Genomic DNA, 26,871 nt, shown 5'->3' with positions numbered 1-26,871 from the left:
TTACATTATTGATACATTATGTAGCTCATCATATTCATTTTAGTTAATTAGTTTAATAATATATCATTGAACTAATAAGGTTACATATCTGACCTGATGCCTCTACATACACAGGGTCTCTTACTTTGGATAAATCACATCTCTGAGCTTATCGTATTCTTTGGCTGTATTCATAGGTATCTCATACTTCCATGGTGTATCATACTTCCTGGATTTGCAGGCTGTCTTCGGGTTATATATATCAATTAACCTATTCCGGATACTGTCATTTCATCCGTGTATCATTTCATCCGTGTATTATATGTGTGGTGCAGGGTATACAGCAGGTATATCAGGAAAGCGAGGGCAAGGAAATATTTCGTATAAAAGACTTTTGTCAGGATTTTTTTCTTTGTGCCGGTTGAAGCGTCCTCCAATATACTTGAGTAGACGTCTCCTTTAGTGTAGATTTTCCCTCCGTTTTCAAGTATAGCTGTCCTGAAAAGAGTATTTTCGCCGACATAGGTATATTCGTCCGGGCGGTTTACGGCAGCAGGTCTCCAGGATACGTTTTTAGTCCCCGAAGCTTCAGACATTAATTCCTCGGTCAGGTTTGCATCAACAGGGGTTTCGGAAATTTTATGGAGCCCGAAGGTGTCGGCTGTAACGTATGATTCGTACATGTTGTTCCCGATGGAGGTGATTTCCATTGGCTTTTTGTCAAAATAAAGCTCAGGAGCACCTTCTTTTCCAGTTGTTATCAGGATTCTGCCCGGCTGGTTCATTTTAAGGTCAGGTATCTTTAGCTGGATCTCTTCGGACATTTCGGGATCTGCAACTGCCCAGTTCAGGGTCCTTGTAATTATCAGGCTGTCATTTCCCGAGTACAGAGACGTCGCCCAGGGAATTCCGTTTCCGTTCCCATTGTCGGTTGTAATCGCAGCAACACGCCCGAGCCCCAGCCTCCAGACTGTTATTATCGGTTTGCCAAGCCTTGTTATAACCAGGCGGTTTGCTTCAGGTTTCGGGGTAACCTCATTGTACCCAAAAATATCCTGGTTTATGTCGGAAATGTTCCGGGTAATGAAATGCTTCGGATCATAAACTATGATTGATCCGCTTGAATATTCGTCATCCCTGTCTTCGGACTCTTCGGGATTATCGGAGAAGCTTATTTTTACCCTCTTTCCAGGCTCTATCCTGTGGTAGTTTTTGGACAGACCTATTTTATTCATGAAAAGCTCGGCATAATACTGACCTTTAGAGGTAACCTTGAGCTCGTCAATTTTCGGAGTGTATATATGGACAAAATGGATGTTAATGCCACTGCTTTCGTGAAGGTTTTCCGCACACTGGATTGCTCTCTCAAACCTTAAATCCCCTTCAGCTACGTTACCTATTCCGCCGTCAGACACGATTATAATTTCAGCGTCGGCACTATTGTTCTGTGCTTTAAGTAGATTATTTGCAGTTAAAAGTCCCCGCTCAAGGGACGTGACCTGCGCTGTTGACGGCGTTATTTTACGGATTTCAGCATCAAGCCAGAGCCTGTTTGACTCTTTTGACATATCTATAAACCCGTCTGTAATGTCCTGCCCCACGCTTCCGAAGGTGATCACGTCGACTCTTGCATCTTTAAGGAGGTCGCTTTCGAGAAGGACTATGGCATTTGAGAGAATATCGTCAAGCACCCTTCCTCCAACACCGTTTTTCTGCAGGGTACTGGGCGAAACATCAAGCATCAGAACAATGTTTCTGCCTCCCCTCCAGTTCGAAGGCTCTGAGGTGACAGGAAGGAGTTCCTCAAACCCGGTGTTCTGATATGTTTTTTCTGCAGGGTAATCAAAAGAAGAGACTCCTCCAACCACTACCATGCCGCCTCCGTTAGTTACATAATTCCTGAGGGCTCTGGCTTCTGCGTCCGAGATAGTTGATGCAGCCTGGTTGTCAATTATAACGGCGTCCGTGCCGTTAAGAGAGCTGAATGATCCGGCTACTCTTACGTCGTAGATCTCCTTCATCGTGTTTGCAAGAGGAGAGTCGGGCTCATTCGTAACAAGTAAGACCTTGGGCTTGGGGGTTACATATACACTTTTCATATACTGGTTATTGTTCTCAAAATAATCTAGGTTTTTAACACTTATGCTTGCCGGGTGCAGAGTTGCCTTTACAGTATGAGGCCCAAGCGTCTCAAAAGTGTGGTTGAACTCTATACTTTCTATTCTCCCTGTCTGGGTGATTTCCCTCTCCATTACTTTTTGATGGTCGACGGTAATCCTTATCTGGTAGCTCATTTTTTCGTCAGTTGCCTTTCGAATATTAACTTTATAAAACGCTTCATTATCGATTACAGCCTCATTATCTCCTTCTATCTCCACGCTGAGATCCTCTTTTTCAGTCCGGGGGATAAGGGCTGCTACAGGAAAATTATTTTTGTAACAATAAGAAAGGGCTTCCTCAACCGGGGTTCCTGAATTGCTCTGCCCGTCCGAGACCACAAGCACATAGTTTTCCGGGGAAGCCTGCTGAATAATAGCATCGCCAAGAGAGGTATGTATCCCTGAAACCGTTGTGACTGTAACAGGAACTCTGGTCCCGAGTTTTTCTGAAATTTCCTCGGAGACTCCTTTCTGCAGCAGTTCCATGCTGGTGCTTTCATCGGAAATTATAGTTATCCTGGTCTGGTTGGTTTTTGGAGAGCTCATTTCTGCAGAATAGGGAGCAGCAAGAGCCAGGATCAGGAGGAAGACCACAAGGGCATGGAAGAACATATGTTTTTTATCGACCTTTTTCCAGCGCCCTAAAAGCACAAGGAGTGCCAGAGGAACCAGGAGCAGCAATTCGCTGCTGTGTAAAAAATCAAAACTATAAGGATTGAAGGTCATATGATCCTCCTCCTGAACATAACTGCGTTTTCAATTATGATAAGCAGCAGTAAGGCGTAAATAAGGTACTTTCGGAGTTTGTCAGGGGACTTTGTACGGAGTTCCAGCTTCCGGATTTCTCCATTTTCACCTGTAAGGTTCAGTCTTTTTTCCGTAAAGGTATTCGATTCCATGGCATCGTAGAGGTTAGCAGCAACGGTCTTCTGGTTCAGGCTGTACAGTCCGCATTCGTCATAATAAACGAAACTACTGCTGAGGGTTTCTGTCGGAGTTTTTATCAGGATATTCTGGTCAAATGCCTGGTAACGGCCCGTGTTCACGTTTGTTTCACTGATGTCTCCGACACCCCACATGTACCTGAGCAGTTTTACCCAGAACACAGGGTAGGTCGGGGTAGTGGCAAAATTGTTCCATGCATCTTTTCCGGTAGCATCACTGAATCCTACATAGGTCACGGTCCCGTTTTTTATATTCCGCATACTAACCAGAGGCCCTGTTCCCTTTACCTCTGCAAGGACTGAAGCCCCTTCTTTCGGGGTAGTGACCAGGAACCTGCGCAGGTATACCTCGCTGAACGTAACGTCTTCAAAAATATTTTTTCCGCTCCCCACGGACTCGATGGTATGGCTGCCTTCGTCTTCTACTGAAATTATGTCTACCGGCAGGATAGAATAAAGCCCGCGCATCTGTAATGAATCGTACAGGCACTCGTTTCCTATGACTATCAGGTCTTTTCCGCTTTTTGCATAAGCCACGATTTCCAGGACGTCGAGGGTCGAGAGAGATTTGTGTTTGGAGTTTACAATTATGGTATCGTATTCCGTAACATCCTCAGGAAGGTCCTGCCGCACATCAACATGAATGTCAGGCAGCAGGGATATCGCCGTTATCAGGGGAGACTTCCCTGCAGCCTCCTCAGGGTCTGTTAAGGCCAGGATTTTTTTGGGTTTGACTTCAGGAATTGAAATGTAAGCAATGTTGTCGCAGGGTATTGCGTCTTCATTGAGGATTTCCACAGTTGATGTGCCCTGAGGGATGTTTGAAAATTTTATTTGCTGCGCTCCGAACCCTGCAAGCTGTACCGGGCTACTCACCTTTGTGCCGGAGGAGGATTCAGCCTGACTCTCCAGTTGAATGTCAAGATCTGCACTGATATCGTTAAAGTTTTTGACAGTGCAGGTATATTCATACGTCCCGTCGTTTCTATCTTTCAAATAGCCATCCACAATGGCATAATTGGCAGTTTTATTGCCTACCTGCCTGAACTCAAGCTCCATGTTTCTCGTGTTTGCAATCCGGATGTATGTTTCAGGCGCCCTTCCAGCCCAGTTTTCAAAATCGGATATGACTACGATTTTTCCGTTCTCGTTTTCTTTCTCGTTTATAATGGTCAAAATCGCTTTGGGGATATCTCCGGGAGTGTTTCTCATCTCCAGGCTGTCAATCACGCCTTTTGCATCGTCTGCGTCCAGCGCTTTTGCAAGCACCACAGGAATACTTTCTGCGGTGATAATTGTATTTTCTTCGCCCAGGCTATCTATTGCTATTGTCCTGGCGCCATCAGCCCTATCAGGTGCGTTCATGCTTGCAGACGAGTCTATTATAAGTACTACCTTTTCAGAATCTGTTTTAACCTCTTCTAAGAGGGGACCTGCAATTGCTGTCGAGAGAAGAATAAGAGCCAGCAGCTGTATGAAGAAAAGAGGGTCTGTTATTTTTTTACTGATAGTGCGCCTGGAATCAAGCACATTCTGGCTTATCCTCCGAACGAACATAAGGGAGGGAAGAATAACGTTTTTAGGGCGAGGCTTAAGCAGGTATACTATTATAAGGGGAATTATGCCTGCAAGTGCAGCCAGGCCCTGGGAAAATTCAAAGTCCATAGGCAGGATCACCCTTCACCTATAATTCTAAGAACAGTATCAAACGGCTGGTTTATTACGCTGACCCGGAAATAAGGGATTTTAAAATCGTAAGCAATTTTCTCCAGTTCAGCCATATGCTTTGAGTATTCGGCAGCATATTCTTTTTTAAAGTTAGGGCCCACCGTAAAACTGATTTCTTCGTTCGTCTCGCTGTCAATGAATTTTACTGCTCCGTCCACGGTTTCAGGCAGGTTCATTTCGGTCTCGTCATAAATGTGTACAAGCACAAGCTCATGTCTGGACAGTTTGTTAACTGCATTACGGACCGAATCTATGCTGTCCAGGAAGTCTGAGATTATAAGCACCATTGATTTCGTTTTTATTCTCGGGTATATGGAGTCGGCGCAGTCTGCAAGTTTTGTGTTTCCATTGACAGGAATCCGGGTCAGGGAATCTATTGTCCGCAGGAAATCATCCCTTCCTTTGTGTGCCTTTGTGTAATCCACATCATCTGCAAACGTTGAAATGGTGTACACGTCATTATGTTTCATTACGATGTAAGAAACTCCTGCGGCTATTGTTGACGCATATTCGAACTTGTTCGGCGTGCTGTCAGGAAAGAGCATGCTGCTGCTGGCATCAAGCAATATGACCATGTTAAGATTTTTGTCTTCTTCGAACCTGCGGATGTAGAGTTTTTCCGTACGTGCATAGAGGTTCCAGTCGATTTTTTTTAATGAATCTCCCGGATTGTATTTTCTGTGGTCTATAAGGTCAAGCCCTGCCCCTGCTCTGGTTGACTGATGACTGCCCGTGTGAATTGCTGAAACCCTCCTGCTAAGAGGGATCGCATACCTGTCGAGTTGAGTCAGGAATGATGTATCGATTGTGTGTTTTACGCCAGCCATGTATGATCATTGCCTCAGCCATTTTTTTCCGCTGGCCGGATCAGAGAATTGTTTTTCTGCTCTCCAGGATTTTTTGTATGATTTTATCGCTGGTGATGTTGTTCCTTGCAGCATCAAAAGATAGAATTATCCTGTGCCGGAGGACCGGAAGGGCCATGGAGTCAATGTCCTCTTTATCAACATACCCCCTGCCGTCGAGAAACGCGTTTGCCTTTGCACAGAGGATCAATGCAATTGAAGCACGCGGGGATGCGCCTGATTCTATCATTTCAGGCATGTTTCTAGTCTGGTTTACGATATCGATTGCATACTTTTTGAGCTTGTTTGAGATAGGGATTCTGCGGGTTATCTGCTGCAGTTCGATAAACGTATTTTTATCCATGCACCTCCTTACAGCTGGCCTGAAAGCCTCAGCATAACGGTTTACAATCTCAAACTCTTCTTCTGAATCCGGGTAACCGAGGCGGATTTTCATTAAAAACCTGTCAAGCTGGGCTTCGGGAAGTGTATAAGTTCCTTCCATTTCGATAGGGTTCTGTGTCGCAAGGATAAAGAAAGGCCTGTCCAGTTGATATGTCGTACTTGCCACTGTAACCTGCTTTTCCTGCATGGCTTCAAGCAGGGCAGATTGGGTTTTTGGGGAGGCACGGTTGATTTCATCCGCAAGCACGATGTTTGCAAAGACAGGACCCTGCTTGAACTTGAAGTGTTTTGAACCTCTCTCGTCTTCTTCGATAATGTCAGTCCCTGTGATATCTGCGGGCATAAGGTCAGGTGTACACTGTATCCTGCTAAACTTCATACTCATGATCTGGGAAATAGTGGATATAGTAAGTGTCTTGCCGAGCCCGGGATTGCTTTCAACGAGGACATGCCCTTCACACAGCATGGTTATGAGGATCTGCCGGACCATTTCTTTCTGGCCGACGATAGCATTGCCAATTTCCTTAAAGATAACCTCGAAAATCTGGGGGGCTTTTTCATATGTAGGTTTTAAGTTAAGTTCTGAATCTTCAAGCTGGATTTCCTGTAACTCTCTCATATTGAAACTCCGTTATTTTTTACATAAATCAGGCATTTGCTGCAAATTCGGGCACTTCTGCTGCTTTAAGGGCTTTTTGCTTTATCCGACCTTCTTTTTCTATAACTTCGTTATAGGGAATGATTCATAAAGGGGAAAGATTCAGGATGAAAGTGCTTCAAAATATTGTTTAATCAAAGGCTCATATTCTTCTGGCAGATTTTCCGAATAGGTTTGACTCTGCTTGAATTCCTCGTTAAAGCTGTCCGCGCTCTCGTTGAAATATTTATCAGTTTCCGTATCTATCTGGCTTGTGAACCCGAGTCCCAGGCTCGGATTGATTTTCATTTCAACCTGATCTCCATTTTTTATGATTACAGCTTTTATATTGTACCTGGAATCCGGGACAACTGGCTCATTTTCTTCATAAGCAGCTCTGGCATTCAGGTTAGACATATTATCCCGTAGATCATCGATTAGCTGGCTGGGAGATATATCAAAACTGAAGCCCTCATGTATGCAGAAAGTGACAGCTCCTGCAGCCAGCAGAAATATTAAAAACGACCTGAAAATCTGGTTTTTTGGAACTATTTTTTTTATTTTGATGCCGGTAAGTTGGCTGTGCACGTCCTCAAGCAGTTTCTTTGTAACTATGTTGATGTTCTGACTGTTATCATATGCTGTACTCAGCCTTGTTTTTAGTTCCGGAAAGCTGGTTTCGAGGAGATTTATCAGATTAAACTTACTTCTCCTGTTAAATAACCTGGAAATTAAACCGGCAAGGAAAATCAGCACCAGTGCCCCTGTAGCCATTAACCCGAGGTTAAACCAGTAAGTGCCCAGATATATCTGGAACTTACTCAGTTTATCCACTCCGGGAACATAATAAGCCAGTTCATACAGGTTAAATAGAATCATCAATAAAAACAAAAAGGAATATTTTCCGGCTATTTGTAAAAACCCGAGGGTACGATAGGACCATATCAGGTATTTTTTATATTTATTCAGAAGAGGTACTACAAGCATACAATCTCAGACCACAGTTGTAATTTCTAGTAATTATATTGAGGATGTTACTAAAAAAACTTTTCTAATATTTTAATTTTTAGTTAGGCAAATTATCCAGTAATAAAGCGACAACTACCCGGCTAATACAATGTTAAATATTCCAGGTAACGCGCCAGTAAATCCCCTTTTAATCTCATGTTATATCCTGTAGAATTGAAAAACTATATAATTCTATGAGAAGCATATTTTTCATGCTGTTTTTTGTATAACATATTCAGGAAATAAGATATGACACTTACTCAGGAAATGAGATATGATTTCTGCGCCGTAAAGTCTGAGAAATACTTCCCTTGACCCTGTAAACCGCTTTTAAATTCAGATATTAAAGTACCCCCGTCAGCTTGTCTGGCGGCCCGTCGAAAAAAAAGAAGCAGAAAGAAAAAGTCTGAAAAAGAGGCAGAAAGAAAAAGTCTGAAAAAGAGGCAGAAAGAAGAAAAAATAGATGCGGAAAAAAGTATTTTTCAGGTATAATTTAATTATGTTTTGTTTGCACCCTTTCAGGTTTTCTGGTTGCTTTTACTTGTTTGGTTGTTTTTACTTGTTTGGTTGTTTTTACTTGTTTGGTTGTTTTTACTTGTTTGTCTCTCAACGGCTCCCAATTTTCTCTTACTTTCTGGCTTTTTTCTCTTTTTTTGAAACCAGCTGTTGCTGGCCCCCTTTCATTTTGGAGAGAAAATGCTTCAACCCCAACGGCAGTCAGCATCGCAGAGGTAATGGCATTTAACTCTGGTCTCCAGGCATAGGAAAGATTCCTAACTGCTGCATCAGACCTAAAAGGTTAGCCTCAGCCCATAGCTCAGTAATCTTACCGTCCTTAATGCGAAAGATCTCTATGCCAGTCATGGTTATCGGTTTGCTGGTAGCCGGTAAACCCATGAAATTGCCTTTATGTATTCCGTGAGCTGTAAAGCGAGCAACTACTTTATCACCCTCGGCAACCATGTCTTCAATTGTAACATTGAGATGCTCGAAGGCTGCCCTGCACGTGGTAATTGTTTCATTCATCCCTTCGATTCCCGGAGATGCAGGAAGAGGTGCATGCATAACGAAATTAGCTGACAGTAACTCATCAGCAGCACTCAAATTTCCCTTAGATGGTCCTTCTTCAAAGAATCGGCTAACTATTGCTTTGTTTTCTTCTGTAAACATTTTTTTTCCTCACTTTTTTAAATACAAGGGTAATATCGACTCAGTTTCAATATCTAATGATAATTCCAAAAAATACTGATTGTACACTATACACTATTTATTGCTCTAACATCCCGTCCTTTAACCTGATCACCCTGTCAGTATATGCAGCGTGCCAGTCTTCATGTGTGACCATTACGATCGTTTGCCCCAATTCTGTGTTAAATTTCTTGAAAAGGTCCAGAACTTCCTTTGAGGTCTGAGAGTCCAGGTTGGCGCAGGGTTCGTCTGCAAAAAGGACTCTTGGGGAATGAGCAAGCGCTCTGGCGATTGACACGCGCTGCTGCTGGCCGCCGCTCATTTTGGAGGGGAGCTGGGAAAGGCGATCGCCGAGGCCTACGGCCGTCAGGATTTCGGCGGCTGCGGATTCGTATTCTGCTTTACTTTTTCCCTGCATCATTAGGGAGATGTAAACGTTTTCAGAGGCGGTAAGTTCGGGCAGGAGGGCATAGTCCTGAAAGACGTAACCCAGGTTGTAGAGGCGGAATTTACCTTTTTCCCTGTCAGAAAGGGTAGAGGTATCGATGCTGTCAACGATGACCTTGCCGGAGGTGGGAGTGTCCAGGATTCCGAGCTGGTTTAAGAGCGTAGTCTTCCCCGAACCGCTCGGCCCCATGATGGCAACAAATTCTCCGCGGCGGATGCTGACGGTTACTCCCCTGAGAGCCCGGACTTCCACCTCCCCCATTTTGAAGGTGCGGAAGATGTTGATGCCTTCTACAATGGCATCGAATTTTGTTCCGGAAAGCCCGGCTCCGGGTTCAGTTTCCCTTCCGATTTCGATTCTTTCTTCGCTCTGGGTTTCCATTTTTTCAGTTCCTCCTTATTTCTCCCAGATCAATTCCAGGAGGCCTTTGTTTGCCAGTTTGTATGCGGGGATCACGGAGCCTATCACAGAAGCCATGAAGAGGAGGACAGCGCGATTTACGGCTTCCAGGTCGTCCAGTTCCAGGCTGATGGCACCAACAGGAACCTGCACGGGGTTGGCGACGGTGTAGGGGACGATTCCGTAGTGCATAAGGATGTAACCGAGGATCACACCTGCACCTGCGTAGAGCATGGCCTGAAGGACGAAGGAAGCTATGATCACGTTTTGTTCTATCCCTATGGCTTTCTGGACGCCGATCTGACGTTTTTTGTTTACTATGTTTACGTAAATGACCACGAAGATGATCACAAAAGCAATCAGCAATCCGATTGCATTCATGATGTTCCTTACCATGCCAAGCGTGCCTTCGATCAAACTCAGGAGGCCTGCAAATTCCCTCCAGGTACGGACATTTTCCCTGACCCCGAGAGAGATTAGCTTTTCCCGGGTCCCGACTTCGTCCGTGCCTTCGGTGGTCCTGACGGCTATTTCCTGAGCAAGGTCCCTATCCTGTACGCCGAGCATCTCTTCCATATCGGCCCTGCTGATGTAGGCGGCCGAATCGATCATGAAATAGAGGGTGCTGTAGATCCCCTTGACCCGGAACTCCTTTGTTCTGCCCTGAATTGTGACTTCTACGGTGTCTCCGACTTCCACGCCGCCCAGGGAACGGGAGTCCATCAGAGCCCCAAAGCCGCCCGAGATTTCTCTGCCCAGGATAATCTCCCCCCTGTCGGGTTTGCTTAAAAACTCCCCGCTTAACATGGTGCTCTCAAGCCCCGTAACAAAACTTTCGTCCGTCGGGTCCACCCCGTATACCGTGGCGCCCATCTCTTTTTCCTTGTAGCGGAAGGCGCCGGAGGCTTTCAGGCGGGCGGAAGTGCCGGTGACTTCAGGTAGGCTCTCTATTTTCTTCTGGAGGGCTGAAGCAGCTTCAATATACCTTTCCTCTTCCTTTGGCTCTATGACTACGTTTCCGGTCTGAAAGTCCACCAGCAGTTTGTTGAACTGGACTGTGACTCCTGCTAACATGCTCGAAAAGAGCACAAGCTGTACAAAGATCAGGGTCAGCACGAAGATCGTAAAGATCGTGATCCCCTTATTGCCCCTTCTTATAGAGCGGCCGGCAAGGAAGAAGGAGACTTTCGCTTTTTCAAGCATAATCAGGCGTCCTACTTGGGTTATTTTGCTTCTGGATTTATTTTTATATATGACCTTCAGAGCTTGCCTTTCTTTTTCATGTAGAAGACTGCGGCTGCAAGAATAAGGGCTGCTCCCAGCACAATGGGGATAATGCTCCCCTCCTGTCTGCCCACACTGAAGGTCAGGTCCTCACTGAGCTGGTGTTTTCCAAAGTCATCTTCGTATTCCACAAGCAGAGTCACTTCCTGGTCTCCTGCTTTTTCCGGAATGAAAGTAAAGACTGCCGGGGCGTCATCGTCCTTTTTCAGGCGTCCCAGGAAAGCTTCTGTGCTTCCCGAGCCTTCAAGCCCATCAAGACTGGCTTTCACGAAGCGGGCTTCCCCTTCCCCAACGTTTTCAAGCTTGAGGATCATGGAAACCTTCTGTCCCTTCACCGGCATTTGGGGATCAAATTTCAGGCTCGCAATGTTAATTTTCGCCTGGTTCAGCACGTTGACCCCTATTTCCTGGGCCTTGTTGATCTGGAAATCCTCGGCTTCGTTTGAAGCTGTTATCCTGAGGGGGATTTTGTAGGGCTGCACCTCTGCGTTGCTGCCTAAAAGGAGTTTGAAAGACAGGTTCTCAGAACTTCCGGCTTTCAGGGCTTCAAAGAAACGGACATTGTCTTCGAGGGAGATAATGGGAGAAGAGCCATTTAAGTCGAGGATCACCCGGACGTTTTTTGCATTTCCGTTCCCTGCATTCTTAACCGTAGTCCGGAGGTAAAATGCCTGTCCCGGGATCAGGGCGTCAACAGAAGCATTCCCTCCGTTTGCCGGAGTGATTACAGTCCCCATGAGTACAATATCAGGGTTTCCTTCCACCCTGATCGGAATCCTTTTCGAAAAGCTCACCCCGTCCCCATCTACTATGGTGAACTCAAGCTGGCGGACTCCCGACGTTGCCCTTTCATCTACCCTGAAGTGGAAGTTAAGCTCGACTTTTGCGCGCTGCCTTATCTGTTCAATTTGAAAAATGCGCTCGGTGTTAGTCCCGGAACCGTAAACCTCTGAGGTGCTGTACTTAAAAATAAAGGGGTCCAGTTCCTCAATTCCGATTTTCACTTTTTCAGCGGGGTCGTTTCCGGTATTTTCGATGTTGATTTTTATGAGCAGGTCTTCTCCGGGCCTGGCGGGGTTAGGGGTTATTTCCGATACATACACCTCAAGATGGGTATTTCCGGAGACCACGGCCGCAGAAGCTGTGGGAGTCAGGAGGGCGGTAATTATCAATATGGCCGCGATAAAATGGAAGGCGGCTGCAGGGGCTACAGCTGTTTTAATACATCTCTTCTTCACAGCCCTGGAATTTGTTTCTTGATGGGTGGATTTCATGGGTAACGATCCTTTTCTGGACAGGTGAATTTTATGTAATAATCCGCAGGAAGGGCTTATAACCGTTACACTTTATTTGCAACCTTCATCAGGTTGTATTCTTCCCTGCCCCGGCCGGATTTCAGGCCTCAGGTTCAGGTGGTTTGATGTCGATTTTCAGCGATCGGACCCTCAACTCAGGGCTTCAAAATACTTCCTGGTCTCGGCTACAACGACCTTTCTCAGCGCAAGGAGGGCTATCAGGTTCGGGATAGCCATCAGCCCGTTTACGATGTCTGCCAGGACCCAGATGATGTCAAGGGTCAGGAAGGCTCCTGAGGCAACAATGAGGATGTAAAGAATCTTGTATGGAAGAATCCCCCTGACCCCGAAGAGGAATTCCGTGCAGCGTTCCCCGTAATAGTTCCATCCTATAATGGTTGTGAAGGCAAAGAAGATCAGGCCCAGAGTCACGATGTAGCTTCCGAGGTCTGAAAGCACGGTGGAAAAAGCGTAGCTGGTCATGTAGGCTCCAGCAAGGTCCCCTGTCCAGGAATCCGTCATGATCAGCACAGTTCCGGTCATGAGGCAGACGACGATCGTATCGAAAAAGGTCCCTGTCATGGAGATCAAGCCCTGTTTTGCCGGTTCTTTGACCCTGGCAGCTGCAGCTGCAATGGGCGTACTCCCGAGTCCCGCTTCGTTTGAAAAGATTCCACGGGCAATTCCCATCTGGATTGCAAGCATCACACCGGCTCCAAGAAAGCCGCCCCTGGCTGCGGTTTCTGTAAAGGCGGAATTGAGGATCAGAGAAAAGGTTGCAGGGATTTTGTCAAGGTTCAGCCCGATAATAATCAGACAGCCCAGCACATACGCAATTGCCATGAAAGGCACCATTAACTGGGCTACGGCTGCAATCCTCCTGATCCCACCAAGCGTCACAAAAGCTACAAGCAGGCTCAGCACGGCTGCACTCAGGACTTCGGGGATGTCAAAGGCGATCCGGGCCGAGTCCACGATAGCATTTACCTGAGGAAAGGTCCCTATCCCGAAAAGGGCAACATTTACCCCGAAGATGGCAAACAGAGGGGCAAGAATTTTGCTGTACTTTTTATGACCCAGCCCGTTTTTGATGTAGTACATGGGGCCCCCGGACATCTGCCCGTTTGCGTCAACAGTCCTGTATTTGACTGCTAGCAGGGCTTCGGAATACATGGTAGCCATCCCGAAAAAAGCCGCAAGAAACATCCAGAAAAGAGCTCCGGGCCCCCCGGTCTTGATTGCAGTTGCAACCCCCACGATGTTTCCGGTCCCGATCGTTGCCGAAAGGGCCGTACTGAGCGCAGCAAAGCTTGAGACGTCCCCCAGAACTCCCGCCTCAAATTTTCTCGAATTCAGGACATATTTGAGAGCAAGCGGCAGTTTGAAGACCTGGATCAACCCCAGGCTCATGGTCAGGAAAATCCCCGTCCCCACCAGCAAAATCAGAAGGGGTGGCCCCCAGACAAATCCGTCTATCCCCGTCAAAACTTTAAGTATATCGATACCCAGCAGTTCCATTCAAGCCAGCCCCGGTTAGAAATAAAGCTTAAAAGATAAAGATCAAAAGATAAAGAAACGGATTTAACTAAGTATTTGTTCGCGGTTGGTCTTAAATATTGATGTTGGCGCTTCCTGAGATAAGAATAATAATTCCTGGAGCCTGGAGTGCTAAATGGAACAGAAATCCAGACCAGGACCATAGTCTGAGGTAAAATGTCTAATAGAAAAGACAAAAGAGGAATCCTGTATGAAGCAAAATAAACTCACTTTAAGTGTCCTTGAAGGCAGGTTTGGAATCTGCAAGCTGGAAACAGGCTCTGAAATTCCTGAATGGGTGTATGGAAGCAGTTTCTTATCGGTTACGCAAACCCCTGAAGAGCTCTCGGTCGTCTGCCAGGAAAGAAGTATCCCTGAAAATATTCCTGCAGGTGCCCTGGTTGAAAAGGGATGGAGCTGCCTGAAAGTTGAAGGGCCTCTGGACTTCGGACTGACAGGAATCCTTGCAGGAATCAGCACGGCTCTGGCTGATAACGGTATCAGCATATTTGCCGTTTCAACATATGATACCGATTACATTCTGGTCAGGGAAACAGACATGGAAAATGCAATAAGAGCCCTTGAGGAAGTCGGTTATGACATCCTGAAATGAAATCCTCAGGAGCCATATTTTTGAAATGCAGGAAGGATTATAGCAAAAATAGATGTGTTTCTTCAGGGTGGTAACTCATCCGAGGCGGAAGATGAAAAACATGAATCCGGAGTAGAGAAGGAAAAGGATAAGCCCTTCAAACCTTTTTATTCTCCAGCCTGTCCGGATAAAGAGGAGAAGCAGGAGACTGATAAGCAGCATGAAAGGTGTTATGTAATAGACACTGATTTCGGTTACTGTGAGAGGGTGGACAAGTCCCGAACAGCCCAGAATCAAGAGAGTATTAGTGATATTTGACCCTATGACGTTTCCAAGAGCTATGCTGGCATAGCCGCTGCGGGCTGCAGAAACCGTTACCATCAGTTCAGGAAGGGAAGTCCCGATTGCAACAAGGCTTACACCGATAAGAGTCTCCGGAACCTCCAGAATCTGGGCAAAAAATATTGACTGCTCTATGAAATACTTTGCCCCGATTATTATAGCAAATCCGCTTGTGACCAGTTTTATAAACTCTATTAAAAGGCTGCTTTCAAAAAGATATTCAGTTTCATTTTCTATCTCAGTTTCATTTTCTATCTCAGTTTCATTTTCGGCTTTAATTTCAGTGCAAGTTTTATTCTCTGCCCTAATCACTTCTTCTGTTTTAGTTTCTCTTTCTGTTTTTTCATAGCTTTCTTTTATGGCTTCCTTTATTCTTTTTTCATCCATTCGTCCTCTAATGCCTGTTTCAATCCTTGCTTTTAAATCGAAAATATATTCAAACTTGAAAAAGTAGTGAATAAAGTCTTTGAAATATATATCTTCTTCGTGTTTTTTCACCTTCTCAAGCAGGAACAGAAGATAGGCAACATATAGAAAAAGAAAAATTGAGGCTTCAATCCTTGAAATTCTGAAGTCCAGAACAAAAAGTAAAAAAAGAAAGGCGGAAAATAACATTATATAGCCGTCTCTTCTAAGCATTAGTTCTTCAGTCTTCACATTGGACAGAAGGGCAGCGGTACTCACGACCAGTCCTATGTTTGCGATGTTTGACCCGAGTACATCGCCCATAACTATTCCGCTTGCGTGTTCGAAGGATGCTGTAAGGGAGGAGGCAAGCTCAGGCATAGATGTCCCTATCGATACCAGAGTTAGCCCGATTATAAACTCTGAGACCCCAAACCTCTTAGCAATCCAGGACGAGGACATTACAAACAGGTCTGCCCCCTTTACAAGCAGCAGTAGCCCCCCGATAAAAATAAGGGCGTTAATTAAGTACACATTGAATTGTGAACTCGAGTTTTATTTAAAGATATCCTTTAAGCTGCCGTACCTGATAATATGCTAATAAATGACAACCTGTAAGAAAAGGATAATGTCTCATCAGGTAACGCTTTTCAGAAATTAGAAACACTTGCAGGAAAATGCCAATTTTAAAAACAATTGAGGAGTTAATCAGGCAAGTTTTAACTCCATTATATAACAGGTCTCATTCTGGCCGCATATACCTTCTATTTTTTTGATTATCTGAAAATCCATTTTTTCGTACAACTTTATTGCAGGGGTATTTTTTACATTTACATACAGGAGAATAGAGTATATTCCGTTCAGCCTCATTTCCTTTATGCTTTCTTCCAGAAGCGTCCTGCCATATCCTTTTCCCCGGAATTTCTTGTCGATTGCAATTGAGTAAACTACGGATTTCTTTTTCAGTCCTTTGAACGAAAGTTCTGGTTTCAGGTAGTATATACAGTAACCTGCAATTTTGTCCTGGTTTTTAATTACGTAAAAGATTTTTCTGAATTTCTTTGAATATTTTATAAGATTTTCCTGTTTCTTACTATCAAATCCCTCTGCCTGAATTCTAAGAATCTCAGGAAGCATAGTTTCATCTACAGGCAAAATATGTTCCTTTTCGGTATGTTTCCATTCTTTTAGAAGATGAGCCCCGATTGTATCCCGCAGTAGTTTCAGAAAACTCGCAAAATATGAAACTAATCTCATGTAAATTTGTGTGGGATCCATAGAATCACCTTAAAGTGGAAAGCCATTGATATAATTCACCGTGGGTTTTGTCGCTGCTATTAAAAGAAACTCTTTCCTTTGCTGCAGATATAAAGTTATGAACTACAGGCATACTGGACTGTAAAACCGAATTTTTATATAAATATACCCTCTGAGTCCTGAAATCAAAAAAGTTTAAGTTCCATTTTGTAGCATATCTCCTTTTGTCCACATACGTTTTCTACTTCTTTGACTATCAAGAAACCCGTTTTCTCGTATAATTTTATGGCAGGGATATTGTTTACGTTTACGTACAGGAGGACAGAAAATACCCTATTCAGCTTCATTTCCCTGATGCTTTCTTCCAGAAGCTTCCTGCCAAATCCCTTCTTTCTGAATTTACTGTCAATTGCAATCGAATAAATTACAGATTTTTTCTCAAAACCCCGGGATGACAAAAACGGCTTCATGTGATATATGCAGTAGCCTATTACCTTATCCTGTCTCTTAATTACATAAAAGACTTTTCTGAATTTCTGTGAATATTTTATAATTTCCCCCTGCCTTTCATTTTTAAATCCTTCTGCCTGAATTCTAAGGATTTCCGAAAGCATGGCATCGTCAACAGTTCCAACATTTTCTTTTTCAATTTGCTTCCATCCCTTCAGAAGAAAAATTCCTGCGGTATCCCATAGTGTTTTTTTAAAACCTCTTAAATATAGATCTGGCTTTGCGTGGATTTTTGCAAGATCCATATATCTCCTGAAGTGCTAGAATTGAAAGAAATGAAACCATCGTTGTATATAAATTAGATAAGTTTTTCAGTTCACTCCGCTCATAAATCCTCAGCAGGAAACCCCGGAGTCTTTAGCTCGGGGGAAGAACGCGTCAGAAAGATTTAGCGATGCGAGCACTTCCCTACCTCTCAGGACTGTTTAACTGGTATCCTTAGAGCCTGAACCCAAGGCGGTATTTCAGGGTAACTATTTCCTTTCCTATAGGTTCCCTATTTTCCGTTGCTCCAAATCGGGGATCTGGTCAACCAGGGCTTGTTAGACACGTCCCTGAGTCTTTAGCTCAGGGATAGTTGACACTGTCCTCTCTTCAGGTACGGTTGTTAATCTGGCGTGCTTAACTCCCTTTAAACTAAGTATTTTTTCAGCCAGTTCCACTATTTTTTCTCCGTCCCCTTCAAGGATTATCACTTCAAAGCAGAAATTTTCTTCCATATGGAAATGGACTGAAGAGCTTATCAGATCCATGTATTCATGCTGAATTTCTGCCAGGGTACTTGTTACGCCTTTTTTTGAGCAATCGTATACAATAGAGATGCTTGCAGCCCTTTTGCCTTCTATCTGCTGCATCCATTCATAGTGCTGGTTGTATGTTCTTATGGCATCCCTTATGCCTTCAGAACGTGAGGAGTATCCTCTCTTCACAAGGGCTTTATCAAACTTATCCAGAAGCTCCCCGGGAAGGGAAATCCCTATTCTCATAAGTCTTTTTTCCATACACCTCTCCTGAAAATGAGATCCTTTCTGTCAGGCTTTTCTGGCCTCAGCCGTTTTACTGATGAAAAATCAAACCTGTTGACCAAACAGATAAAATCCACTATATTTCCTAATCCCCATTAAATATAATATTCAAGGATATATTTAAGATTTTATTGTATTCAGAGACATAAACAGTCACAGGATAGAGATAATTAGACTCTGGAGTTATGTTTGATTCAAAAGATGTTTATCTGACAAAATGACGGCATGAATGAACTGGTACAGACTAAAGTCTTCCTGCCGGAACTTCTGTCCCTGCCTGACAAAGCTGCAAAAAAGGGTATTTTTGCCTCAGAGGACAGTTTCTAAGACGAAAATGAAAGTGACTTTTCTTCCGTATTACAGGCCGAATCTTTTCCCCAAATATTCCATAATGGCAGCAGGTACTGGTTATGGGATAAATTACAATAAATTAAAATTTTTACAACGACCAGTGAGGTTTCAGGCAACCCTGTTGGTTCCCAAAAAGCTTATTAAAGCCAGAGTTCTATAGCGTGAAACGCGTTTACTCTAAAAGTTCAGGAATTTAACTAATAAAGGATAATTTCCTTACTTATCAAATTTAATTAATTTAATAGAAGAGTTGAGAATTATGGCAATTCAGAAAGGCGATTTCATAAAGTTAAACTACACAGGTAGATTTGAGGACGGCAGGATTTTCGACACAACAGACGAAGAGCTTGCAAAAAAAGAAGAGATCTATAATCCCCGCGGACTTTACGGCGGAGACGTCGTTATTGTTGGAGCAGGGCACACAATCGATGGCCTTGATGAAGACCTTGAAGGAAAGGAAGATGGTTACTCCGGCACAGTTTCAATCCCTCCGGAAAAGGCATTCGGCCCAAGCAACCCGAGTCTCGTAGAGACCGTTTCCATAACAAAGCTCCCGGACAGAAATGTTCACCCCGGCATGCCTGTTGAACTGGACGGCAGAAGAGGAGTTGTCAGCAGGGTTATCGGCCGCAGGGTCACTGTAGACTTTAACAGCCCCCTTGCAGGCAAGACTGTTAGCTACGAGTACACCATTGAAAAGATCCTTGAGAATGATGTTGAAAAGATCCAGGGTATTCTTGCCCTCTATACCGGCATTCGTGACACGGAAGTCGAAATAGCTGATGGTGTCGCAAAGATCAATGTGCCCACAGGCCTGACCTTCAACCAGCGCTGGCTCATGGCAAAGAACAGGGTAGCATCCGAACTCTTCAAGTACGCCGGTCTCACAGAAGTCCAGCTCATTGAAAAGCTCACAGTTGAAGCTGAAGTCCCTGCACCTGCAGAGCCTGAAGTCGAGGCTGAAGCCGAAACCGAAGTTAAAGAAGAGACTTCCGAGTCCCAGGAATAATTATTTAACTGTAATTAACAGAAATGCGAAGAGTTATTTCTCTTCGCAAATTTTATATATAATAATCAGGTTCTCTGTATACGCGTCCCGGAATATCAGGACGGTTTGCCGGGATTTATCCGGAAAGCCAAAAAAAGTTACATTTAAAAGTATATTTTCAACATGCTGAGGTAGCCCAGCGGACTACGGCGCCGGTCTTGAAAACCGGTAGTGCTCACGCGCTACGGGAGTTCGAATCTCCCCCTCAGCGTAACTTCAATGCTTTTTTTAAAAGATCTTTTTATTCCAATCAATGCCTATCTCCGATAGTTGCCGCGTCCCGTACTTCTAAAACAGTAAGATCAGACTTTTACATCGGGAGACTGAAAATTTATACATCGGAAAGCTTCAGTTATCACTTTTTTAGCTTACTGAAGTTGAGATTGAACTTTGCCCCACTGTAATTTTAAGTTCGATAGAACCTTCTATCTATTCAACAAAAATATTTATAAGCTGCAGGCCAGGGAAATCCGTGTTCCGAAAACCAAATTCCGGAATTAGAGTCAGATCTGTGTATATGAACAGTTCTGTTTTTACCAGCCTACCGTATATGTTTTAAGAGAATTGGTTCAGAATAGAATAGGAATTGGGAGTTTAGGTTCTTTCCCAATATCCAAATATTTTTATCATCTGAAAATCCGTTTTTCCGTTTTTCTGTTTTTCTGTTTTTCCAAGTTTTTATATAACTTGTTAATTCTTAATTATTTTTATAATATTTAAAATTTTCTGATAAAGTAGTGGCACAAATAGATTTAAAGATATATCCTTCAGTTAGCTGGATTCGGTTCCAAAATCTAGTGATTTTTGCATTTCTTGATTGAAATTCTGAATTCGCAAGAAGAATCCGGCCTTTAATCAAAATCAGTATTCGAGTTCAAAAAACCGCGATCCAAAGATCTTATCACAAGAATTGTAACCAATTATAAAATCCAGTGATATTTAATTTTACATTCATCACTGGATTTTGGTACTGAGTCTTATTTCCTGTCCTTTTCTTATTCTCGACCTTTATCTACAATTTTTTATGGTTATTCCTACGTCTGATTAACTTGATTTGATCTGTTCTCACATATTATTTTTATTTATTAAAACCTGTAATAAATCTTGTATAAGGCAGGTTTTTTCCAGGGAATTTTCTGTGTGAGAAATTTCTTTTCAAGTTCAGTTCCATTGTCTGAATCTGGTATGAAATGAAAAATAACAGGGGAATAGCTATAAACACCATAATAACATCGCGTAAAATTGGAGAAACTATGAAGTTTGTTCCCGAGTTCCACAGGGCAAAAAATGGTCTATGGAATAAATAAACACAGTACGAAGATGTAGCAATATACGTAAAGAATGAGCTTAAAGAACGTGAGAATTTCTCATTGACAAACTTCATCGCAAACGAATACTCCAATACACAGAACAAAATTACAAAAATATTTAGAAGTAGTGTGTCAATGAGGAACTGTAGTAAAAGCGGGTTAATACTCAATAAACCTGCCATACTGTCCAGGATAGATCTTACCATGGAAGAACCTATTGTGCCGCCACTCGCGGTATCAATGGTTACGGAAACTCTTGGGTCCAGAAATAGAGACTCCCTCAATCCCATAACGATTGTCAGTACGAAGATGACCGGCAGAACTGCCAGCAGGACCTGGGCAAGGGGGGTTTTCACGGGGATCTTTACAGCTTTTCCAAACTGGCTTTCCTTGCAGGCAAGGATCCCAAAAACGAATATAAGGAAAAACATGAAAAAGCGGTGGTCAATAATATTGAAAGTTTTTGAGATTAAAAAGAATCCGAGATATACAATGGTAGAGGAAAGTAAGAGGCGTTTTGTAGTCTTTGAGTACATAATGAGAAACGGATAAATGGCATAGAAAATAACAATTAAACCTACAAAATAAAGCGTTAGCATAGGAGATGCATAAGCCGGAGCAAGCAGGATTTGCAGCCCAAGTACATGTACAAATATATTAAAAAAACCGAATACATTTTCCGAATTGGGAAAAACAAAGCCCGAATTTAACCTCGGGGCAAATACGAAAAATACCAGTACAAATGTGGCCAGTGCAGCCCAGTAAAGGGGATAGATTCTAAGAAGCCTTTTTCTATAGAAATCGAATGCGTTTTGAAGCGAGTTTATCGAGTGATTATTGTAATATATCAGGTATCCACTCATAAATATAAAGAGACCCAAACCCATGTTTGCAAAGTAAGGATCAAAGGCATAGAGTGCTAATTTCCCATAAGTAGAATATAAAAAATTACTCAAGTGAGCTGGAATAATCATAATTATTGCTAATGCTCTTAAAAAGTCAAATGCAATTATTTTGTTTTTCATTATATCAGTCCCTACACATATCTTAAAATTGTCCCAGAAGTTTACCTCATGAATTAATTTTAGTTACCCAGAAGTTTATCTTATAAATCAAAGTTGCGCTGGCGCACCCCGGAGCAAGCTGGCGGGGTATTCGACTGAAGTTAATTTAAACTACCCAGAAGTTATCTCAGGAATTAATTTAAGCTAATTTCATTGGTCATCGGTCAAGGAATTTTCTTGCCTGAAGGCTATCGATTTTGTACCAGAAGTATGCCTCAAATTTTGTCCAATTAACCTCAAATCGATACCGTGCTCCATCTTATAAACTGATGTTTTTTTTGAAAACTTTTGTAGAAATGGATGCGATATATCATGATTCCTCACTTAACCGAAGACGCATGAAGCCCTATTTTATAAATAGAGGACAATAAAACGCGTAGAGAAAAAAAAATGATATGAGTCGACATCAAATATCCATTATTTAAAACTCTTATTGACATACAATAATCCCGAAAAAGAACTATATTCCGAATTTGGTAGGAATTATTATAAAATAAAAACGTTATTTATAAAGCATTCTTATTTTGCATGGGGGAAAATAATGAGAAGAGAATTGGTTATTTTGCTAGTCTTATGTAGCGTATTTCTGGCAATAGGATGCGCAGAGAATGGTGCCGAAGAGCCTGCAACTCCGGTCGAAGAAGTGACTCCCGCTGAAACCGTAACTCCGGTTGAAACCGTAACTCCAGTTGAAGCTGTAACTCCCATTGAAGCTATTACTTCAATTGAAGCTATAACTCCCGTTGAAGCCGTAACTCCAGCTTCAAATGCAACGTCTGAAACCGAAGGGGAAGGACAGACGGTTGATGTGTCAATCAAGGATTTTGCCTTTAACCCTGAAGAAGTCACAATATCAGCCGGAGATACCGTCAGATGGACAAACCTTGATTCAATTACCCATACAATAAAAGGTCCTGATTTTGAGTCTGATACACTCAGGGACGGAGACTCTTACTCTTTCGTGTTTACCAAACCGGGAGTCTATGAGTACGAGTGTTCTATCCATCCTTCTATGAAAGGAACTGTTACGGTTACGGAATAAAGGCTTTGCAGGGCAAGAGAGTATTGAGATTTAAGGTACTGGAGTTGCTGGAAATCTTCATTTTAAGTTTTTAAAAAACGGCGCTTTGCTTTTTACTCACTTTTCGCAGGCTTCTGTTCAATTCTTACTATTTTTTTCTGCTATTGGATTATCTAAAAACTGCACAAGTTATTCATACCTGTGGTTTTGAAATCTTCCACACTTTTTGACCTTGTACCTTCATTCAAAGATTTCAATTTCAATTTCTCGAATATTCGGTCAAAATAATAATTGCAGATTTTGGAGTAATTCTCCAAAAATGATAGCAAGAGGAATGCTTTATTTGAGGACATCTGTGGAATGTCAGATCAAAGATTTGACCTTTACTTTTCCCCCACCTTTCCCCTCACAAAATCATAAATCATGCCTGCAACATTGACTTCGCAGCATTTTTCTATGCCCTCGAAGCCGGGGGAAGAATTTGCCTCGCAGACTTTGAAGTGGTCGCCGTTGAAGAGAAGGTCGATGCCGGCTATGTCGAGTCCGAAGGTGCGGGCGGTTTCGGTTGCCAGCTGTTCTATCTCGGGGGTCATGTCGAATTTGCGGACTTCTCCGCCTCTGGAATAGTTGGACTTGAAACTACCTGCGGGAGCAATTCTTTCCATGCAGGCGACTGCCCGGCCTCCGATTACGAGGACACGGAGATCTCTTCCTAGGCTGGATTTAATGAACTCCTGAAGGATTATGTTTGCATTGGGGTTGGTTACATGGATCAGTTCCATGATGTCCCGGAAATTGTCGTGGTTTTCCGAGAGGAAGATTCCTTTGCCCATGGAGCCGGAGAGGGCTTTTACTATAAGGGGAAAACCCAGGTATTTTTCAACCAGGTTTATGTTGACCGGGTTTTTGGCAAACATTGTATTGGGGGACGAAATTCCTCTTTCGGCCAGGATCTGCTGGGAATAGAGCTTGTCCTTGACGGTATCAATGCTCTGCGAAGAGTTAAAAACGCGAACTCCGAGGCGTTCCAGGTGGCGGATAACCGCAAGTGCGAAATAGGTTGTGCCTGCACCCATTCTCGGCAGGAGAAAGTCCGGAAGGGGGACAACTTCCCCGTCCAGAAGAATGCTTTTTCTGTCATCCCTTGTTACAATCAGGTCGAACTGGTCGGGTTTTACAACCCTGAGCTCTATTCCCTTCTCACCCGCAACCTCGATGAAGCGGTGAATTTCGTACAGGTCGGGCCTTAATTCGGCAGCCGTGCTCTTGTAAAGAATCCATCCTTTCATTCTTTCATCCGCTCCACCCTGTGGGGAAGTGTTTCTAAATTTAAAGGGAGATGTACATCTATTTGAAAAGCGTTTCCGGTATATAGAATTATGCTTAAAATCATGCTTAGAATCATGCTTAGAATTATGTTTTTCGCTGCTGAGTCCTGTATTTTGCAGGATTTTATCTTTTTACGATTTTTAGATTTTTCGGTTTTGTCGGACATTCCGGAAACCAGGAAACGAATCTAAAAAAGTGAAAATTTCCAAGATAAATTACAAAGTAGGAAGGGTGACTTCTTGATGATGATCCGTAAGGTTCAGGCCCTGTCGGAATTAACTGTGACTTCTCGACCATGCATATGAGCCTGAGGACGTCGGATGAGGTCGTGAGATAGATATTCTTCGGGTCTCTGAACTACTCCAGAGATTCCATCACACAGCTTATCACGCGGCTTATCACGCAGCTTATCACGCAGCTTATCACGCAAATGCCCATTCTTGCAGCGAGCTCATTAAACCCAGGGGCTTATAGTTAAAAGAAGAAAGTGGAAAGTAAGATCAGGAGGAAAAAAATCTCTCCGGATTTACTGAATGTTCCCACCAATCTCAGAATATCTGGGGTCGATTTCCACAGCTCTTATATATGCGTCCTCAGCTTCGTCTTCACGTCCGAGGAAACTCAGGCAGACAGCTTTTCCAAACCAGGCATCTGCAGCATCCGGGTAAAGGTTAAGTGCCTTTTCATAAGTTTCCAGGGCTTCTTCAAAGCGTTTGAGCTGAGTCAGCACAAAACCGAGGCTTGAGTAGGCTTCCAGATATTCAGGGTCAAGCTGTGTGGCTTTTCTGTACGCTTCGACAGCTTCTTCAAACCTCTGCACCTGGCTGAGGGTAAATCCTTTGTTATACCAGACATCGGAGTTTTCGGAATTTATTTCGATTGCTTTTTCAAAAGCATGAATTGCTTCATCATACCTTTCCAGGTTTTCCAGATCTATGCCCATATTATTCCAGGCATCGTCATTTTTAGGATCAATTTCCACGGCTTTTTCGTAGGCTTTCAGAGCCTGCTTGTAACTGCCAAGGCTATCAAGGTCCACTCCTTTGTAATACCAGGCTTCAAGAAAACCAGGGTCGATCTCAAGTGCTTTATCGTATGCAATAATTGCTTCATCGTAGTTCCCCAGCTGTCCGAGAGCTATACCTTTTCCTGTCCAGGCCTCTTTATAATCCGAATTTTCCTCAAGGACTTTCTCATAGGCTTCAACAGCCTCTTCGTATTTTTCTGCCTGGCTGAGGTTCAGGGCTTTTCCATACCATGCATTAGGATAGTCCGGCCTGAGCTCAAGGGCTTTCTCATAGGCTTCGACTGCTTTCTCGTATTCCCCCACCTGAGAATAGGAAAAAGCCATGTTGTTCCAGAGGTCCGCATCTTCAGATTCAATCTCAACAGCTTTTTGATAGAGTTTGAGAGCTTCCTCAAACTGCCCAAGGTTTTCAAGAGCTGCGGCCTTATTATTCAAAAGATAGATATTCTTCGGGTCTCTGTCAATCGCCTTATCAAAGGCAACAATTGCCTCATTTAACTTGCCAAGCCTGAGAAGATCAAGGCCGCATTCATTAAGTTCGGCTGCAAGAATTTCGTTGCTGACTTCCTCCCTTGCCACACTCTCCGAGTCATCCAGTACATACATATCATCGGAAACTGACCCCTCTCCGGTTTCAGTTTTATCTCCATTTCCTTCTTTTGTGAAGGGTTCGTCCTTGTGTTCTCCAGAGTTCATGTCCAAATTTCCTTTACTGTCTTTTACAATTAAGACCCACAATTTTTCAAGTACTCGCGTTCGTTATCTACTTAAGTTTATTGTTCGTTATGACCTATACATCTGTCATTTATGGCTTTTATAGCCTCCCCCAAAAAGTAGTCTGAAAAGTCCGGAAAAGGGGAATAGAAAAAGAAGAAGGTCCGAAAAATTCAAAAAACATAAAATAGATCCGAAAAAATGAACCAGATCAGGGAAACCATGGAAAGTGTCCGGAAGAATGTACAGCAAAATCGCCCGAAAACTCTGAAAGCTGTTCTCTTTGATATGGACAATACTCTTTTTGATTTCGTAGCCGTAAAACTCATAGCATGCAGGGAGATCCTTTCCTATCTTGGAGAGGGGGATAAGAACCTTAAGAAGGATCCCGCAGAACTTTTCAGGTACTTTCTCAGGGGAACTTACGGGTTTGAAGACTATGAAAACATAAAGGACTACATGCAGGAGAGAAAGCTTTTCACAGCGCAGGCATACAGACAGTGCTGTGAGATCTATGATAGGGAAAAACTGCAAAACCTCGAACTCTATCCGGGGGTCAGGGATACCCTTGAGGAACTGAAGAAACTTGGGCTCAGACTTGCAATAATAACAGACGCTGACAGGTACCATGCCCATGCAAGGCTTACAAGAGTCGGGCTTCTTGATTCCTTTGAGTTCCTTGTGTCTGCAGATATGACAGGTACGAAAAAGCCGGACCCTGCCCATTTTCTCTTTGCTCTTGATGCCCTCGGGCTAAAGCCGGAAGAAAGCCTGGTGGTGGGAGATAGCATCAAAAGAGATATGGCTCCTGCACGCAGGCTAGGCTTAAAAACAGCATATGCTTCCTATGGGGACTGGAGACACACAGAGGAAACAGAACAATGCTTTGACTTCCAGCTCAACACATTTCAGGATCTTATGGGATATATCGGCACCCTGAACAGCCCTCATGTTCAGACAGCTCCGCAAAACAAAAATCAAATTGATCCGTAAATAAAAGTCCGGCTGGATAAACTATGAT

The 26,871-nt window shown here is 43.4% G+C and carries 22 protein-coding genes and 1 tRNA gene; 5 read left to right on the top strand and 18 right to left on the bottom strand.

The genetic code is table 11. The annotated features are described in order from the left end of the window. Window positions 1-281: 281 nt before the first annotated feature. From EO95_RS08425 to EO95_RS08375, 11 genes are all read right to left on the bottom strand, one after another. Entirely contained in the window at window positions 282-2,864 is a 2,583-nt protein-coding gene (locus tag EO95_RS08425; RefSeq protein WP_048133794.1) for a vWA domain-containing protein, read from the bottom strand. Next, entirely contained in the window at window positions 2,861-4,747 is a 1,887-nt protein-coding gene (locus EO95_RS08420) for a VWA domain-containing protein (RefSeq protein ID WP_048133793.1), read from the bottom strand. The genes EO95_RS08425 and EO95_RS08420 overlap by 4 nt, the downstream gene beginning before the upstream one ends. Window positions 4,748-4,755: 8 nt before the next feature. Next, window positions 4,756-5,637, bottom strand: coding sequence for a DUF58 domain-containing protein (locus tag EO95_RS08415; RefSeq protein ID WP_048133791.1), 882 nt, complete (start codon window positions 5,635-5,637; stop codon window positions 4,756-4,758). Window positions 5,638-5,677: 40 nt separating this feature from the next. Continuing rightward, complete coding sequence (locus tag EO95_RS08410) at window positions 5,678-6,679, bottom strand: MoxR family ATPase (protein WP_048133789.1); 1,002 nt, start codon at window positions 6,677-6,679, stop codon at window positions 5,678-5,680. Window positions 6,680-6,820: 141 nt separating this feature from the next. Further along, window positions 6,821-7,576 carry a hypothetical protein gene (locus EO95_RS08405; RefSeq protein ID WP_235282927.1) on the bottom strand — a complete coding sequence of 252 codons (756 nt, stop codon included), beginning with the start codon at window positions 7,574-7,576 and terminating at the stop codon, window positions 6,821-6,823. A 622-nt stretch (window positions 7,577-8,198) separates the two neighbouring features. After that, the gene (locus EO95_RS08400) at window positions 8,199-8,429 is read right to left on the bottom strand and encodes a hypothetical protein (protein WP_048133784.1); all 231 of its coding nucleotides are present in this window, start codon (window positions 8,427-8,429) and stop codon (window positions 8,199-8,201) included. 17 nt (window positions 8,430-8,446) lie between these two features. After that, the gene (locus tag EO95_RS08395; protein WP_048133782.1) at window positions 8,447-8,875 is read right to left on the bottom strand and encodes an ester cyclase; all 429 of its coding nucleotides are present in this window, start codon (window positions 8,873-8,875) and stop codon (window positions 8,447-8,449) included. A 97-nt stretch (window positions 8,876-8,972) separates the two neighbouring features. Beyond that, complete coding sequence (locus tag EO95_RS08390) at window positions 8,973-9,722, bottom strand: ABC transporter ATP-binding protein (protein WP_082105982.1); 750 nt, start codon at window positions 9,720-9,722, stop codon at window positions 8,973-8,975. 15 nt (window positions 9,723-9,737) lie between these two features. After that, window positions 9,738-10,943 (bottom strand): ABC transporter permease, encoded by a 1,206-nt coding sequence (locus tag EO95_RS08385; protein ID WP_048133780.1) that lies wholly within the window; start codon window positions 10,941-10,943, stop codon window positions 9,738-9,740. Between the two features lie 56 nt (window positions 10,944-10,999). Next, complete coding sequence (locus EO95_RS08380) at window positions 11,000-12,298, bottom strand: COG1361 S-layer family protein (protein ID WP_235282926.1); 1,299 nt, start codon at window positions 12,296-12,298, stop codon at window positions 11,000-11,002. 171 nt (window positions 12,299-12,469) lie between these two features. Beyond that, entirely contained in the window at window positions 12,470-13,837 is a 1,368-nt protein-coding gene (locus EO95_RS08375; protein WP_052733544.1) for a sodium:alanine symporter family protein, read from the bottom strand. Between the two features lie 229 nt (window positions 13,838-14,066). Between EO95_RS08375 and EO95_RS08370 the strand changes: the two genes are divergently transcribed. After that, a complete protein-coding gene (locus tag EO95_RS08370; protein WP_048133779.1) occupies window positions 14,067-14,468 on the top strand; it encodes an ACT domain-containing protein in 402 nt (133 codons plus the stop codon). 75 nt (window positions 14,469-14,543) lie between these two features. On the opposite strand, the gene EO95_RS08365 is transcribed toward EO95_RS08370, so the two are convergent. From EO95_RS08365 to nikR, 4 genes are all read right to left on the bottom strand, one after another. Continuing rightward, window positions 14,544-15,728, bottom strand: a complete 1,185-nt coding sequence (locus EO95_RS08365; RefSeq protein ID WP_048133777.1) for a calcium/sodium antiporter — start codon at window positions 15,726-15,728, stop codon at window positions 14,544-14,546. A 174-nt stretch (window positions 15,729-15,902) separates the two neighbouring features. Next, complete coding sequence (locus tag EO95_RS08360; RefSeq protein WP_048133775.1) at window positions 15,903-16,472, bottom strand: GNAT family N-acetyltransferase; 570 nt, start codon at window positions 16,470-16,472, stop codon at window positions 15,903-15,905. A gap of 164 nt (window positions 16,473-16,636) precedes the next feature. Continuing rightward, window positions 16,637-17,206, bottom strand: coding sequence for a GNAT family N-acetyltransferase (locus EO95_RS08355; RefSeq protein WP_082105981.1), 570 nt, complete (start codon window positions 17,204-17,206; stop codon window positions 16,637-16,639). Between the two features lie 297 nt (window positions 17,207-17,503). Then, entirely contained in the window at window positions 17,504-17,962 is a 459-nt protein-coding gene (gene nikR, locus EO95_RS08350; RefSeq protein WP_048133773.1) for a nickel-responsive transcriptional regulator NikR, read from the bottom strand. Window positions 17,963-18,596: 634 nt separating this feature from the next. Here nikR and EO95_RS08345 point away from each other — a divergent pair. Next, entirely contained in the window at window positions 18,597-19,346 is a 750-nt protein-coding gene (locus tag EO95_RS08345; protein ID WP_048133772.1) for a peptidylprolyl isomerase, read from the top strand. Between the two features lie 164 nt (window positions 19,347-19,510). Further along, window positions 19,511-19,596, top strand: a tRNA-Ser gene (locus tag EO95_RS08340). Between the two features lie 867 nt (window positions 19,597-20,463). Here EO95_RS08340 and EO95_RS08335 read toward each other — a convergent pair. Then, a complete protein-coding gene (locus tag EO95_RS08335) occupies window positions 20,464-21,720 on the bottom strand; it encodes an acyltransferase family protein (RefSeq protein WP_048133771.1) in 1,257 nt (418 codons plus the stop codon). A 580-nt stretch (window positions 21,721-22,300) separates the two neighbouring features. On the opposite strand from EO95_RS08335, the gene EO95_RS08330 reads away from it, so the two are divergent. Further along, window positions 22,301-22,801 (top strand): cupredoxin family copper-binding protein, encoded by a 501-nt coding sequence (locus tag EO95_RS08330; RefSeq protein ID WP_048133769.1) that lies wholly within the window; start codon window positions 22,301-22,303, stop codon window positions 22,799-22,801. A 362-nt stretch (window positions 22,802-23,163) separates the two neighbouring features. Here the strand turns inward: EO95_RS08330 and EO95_RS08325 are convergent, their stop codons facing one another. Together EO95_RS08325 and EO95_RS08315 are read right to left on the bottom strand one after the other, a co-directional pair. Continuing rightward, window positions 23,164-24,069 carry a RimK family alpha-L-glutamate ligase gene (locus EO95_RS08325; RefSeq protein WP_048133768.1) on the bottom strand — a complete coding sequence of 302 codons (906 nt, stop codon included), beginning with the start codon at window positions 24,067-24,069 and terminating at the stop codon, window positions 23,164-23,166. 566 nt (window positions 24,070-24,635) lie between these two features. Next, window positions 24,636-25,832: a tetratricopeptide repeat protein gene (locus EO95_RS08315; RefSeq protein ID WP_048133764.1), complete on the bottom strand. Its 1,197-nt coding sequence runs from the start codon at window positions 25,830-25,832 to the stop codon at window positions 24,636-24,638. Between the two features lie 219 nt (window positions 25,833-26,051). Here EO95_RS08315 and EO95_RS08310 point away from each other — a divergent pair, with 219 nt between their 5' ends. Beyond that, window positions 26,052-26,843, top strand: coding sequence for an HAD family hydrolase (locus EO95_RS08310; RefSeq protein ID WP_048133762.1), 792 nt, complete (start codon window positions 26,052-26,054; stop codon window positions 26,841-26,843). Window positions 26,844-26,871: the final 28 nt, after the last annotated feature.

It is taken from the genome of Methanosarcina sp. 1.H.T.1A.1 (assembly GCF_000979295.1).
Classification (GTDB): domain Archaea; phylum Halobacteriota; class Methanosarcinia; order Methanosarcinales; family Methanosarcinaceae; genus Methanosarcina.
Note: the sequence above shows the minus strand (reverse complement) of the source record. Positions and strands in the feature narration are given on the sequence as shown.

Excerpts from the sequence above, each read along its gene's own strand:
- EO95_RS08425 (WP_048133794.1), bottom strand. The coding sequence starts at position 2,864 with ATGACCTTCAATCCTTATAGTTTTGATTTTTTACACAGCAGCGAATTG.
- EO95_RS08420 (WP_048133793.1), bottom strand. The coding sequence starts at position 4,747 with ATGGACTTTGAATTTTCCCAGGGCCTGGCTGCACTTGCAGGCATAATT.
- EO95_RS08415 (WP_048133791.1), bottom strand. The coding sequence starts at position 5,637 with ATGGCTGGCGTAAAACACACAATCGATACATCATTCCTGACTCAACTC.
- EO95_RS08410 (WP_048133789.1), bottom strand. The coding sequence starts at position 6,679 with ATGAGAGAGTTACAGGAAATCCAGCTTGAAGATTCAGAACTTAACTTA.
- EO95_RS08405 (WP_235282927.1), bottom strand. The coding sequence starts at position 7,576 with ATGATTCTATTTAACCTGTATGAACTGGCTTATTATGTTCCCGGAGTG.
- EO95_RS08400 (WP_048133784.1), bottom strand. The coding sequence starts at position 8,429 with ATGCTGACTGCCGTTGGGGTTGAAGCATTTTCTCTCCAAAATGAAAGG.
- EO95_RS08395 (WP_048133782.1), bottom strand. The coding sequence starts at position 8,875 with ATGTTTACAGAAGAAAACAAAGCAATAGTTAGCCGATTCTTTGAAGAA.
- EO95_RS08390 (WP_082105982.1), bottom strand. The coding sequence starts at position 9,722 with ATGGAAACCCAGAGCGAAGAAAGAATCGAAATCGGAAGGGAAACTGAA.
- EO95_RS08385 (WP_048133780.1), bottom strand. The coding sequence starts at position 10,943 with ATGCTTGAAAAAGCGAAAGTCTCCTTCTTCCTTGCCGGCCGCTCTATA.
- EO95_RS08380 (WP_235282926.1), bottom strand. The coding sequence starts at position 12,298 with ATGAAATCCACCCATCAAGAAACAAATTCCAGGGCTGTGAAGAAGAGA.
- EO95_RS08375 (WP_052733544.1), bottom strand. The coding sequence starts at position 13,837 with ATGGAACTGCTGGGTATCGATATACTTAAAGTTTTGACGGGGATAGAC.
- EO95_RS08370 (WP_048133779.1), top strand. The coding sequence starts at position 14,067 with ATGAAGCAAAATAAACTCACTTTAAGTGTCCTTGAAGGCAGGTTTGGA.
- EO95_RS08360 (WP_048133775.1), bottom strand. The coding sequence starts at position 16,472 with ATGGATCCCACACAAATTTACATGAGATTAGTTTCATATTTTGCGAGT.
- EO95_RS08355 (WP_082105981.1), bottom strand. The coding sequence starts at position 17,206 with ATGGATCTTGCAAAAATCCACGCAAAGCCAGATCTATATTTAAGAGGT.
- nikR (WP_048133773.1), bottom strand. The coding sequence starts at position 17,962 with ATGGAAAAAAGACTTATGAGAATAGGGATTTCCCTTCCCGGGGAGCTT.
- EO95_RS08345 (WP_048133772.1), top strand. The coding sequence starts at position 18,597 with ATGGCAATTCAGAAAGGCGATTTCATAAAGTTAAACTACACAGGTAGA.
- EO95_RS08335 (WP_048133771.1), bottom strand. The coding sequence starts at position 21,720 with ATGAAAAACAAAATAATTGCATTTGACTTTTTAAGAGCATTAGCAATA.
- EO95_RS08330 (WP_048133769.1), top strand. The coding sequence starts at position 22,301 with ATGAGAAGAGAATTGGTTATTTTGCTAGTCTTATGTAGCGTATTTCTG.
- EO95_RS08325 (WP_048133768.1), bottom strand. The coding sequence starts at position 24,069 with ATGAAAGGATGGATTCTTTACAAGAGCACGGCTGCCGAATTAAGGCCC.
- EO95_RS08315 (WP_048133764.1), bottom strand. The coding sequence starts at position 25,832 with ATGAACTCTGGAGAACACAAGGACGAACCCTTCACAAAAGAAGGAAAT.
- EO95_RS08310 (WP_048133762.1), top strand. The coding sequence starts at position 26,052 with ATGAACCAGATCAGGGAAACCATGGAAAGTGTCCGGAAGAATGTACAG.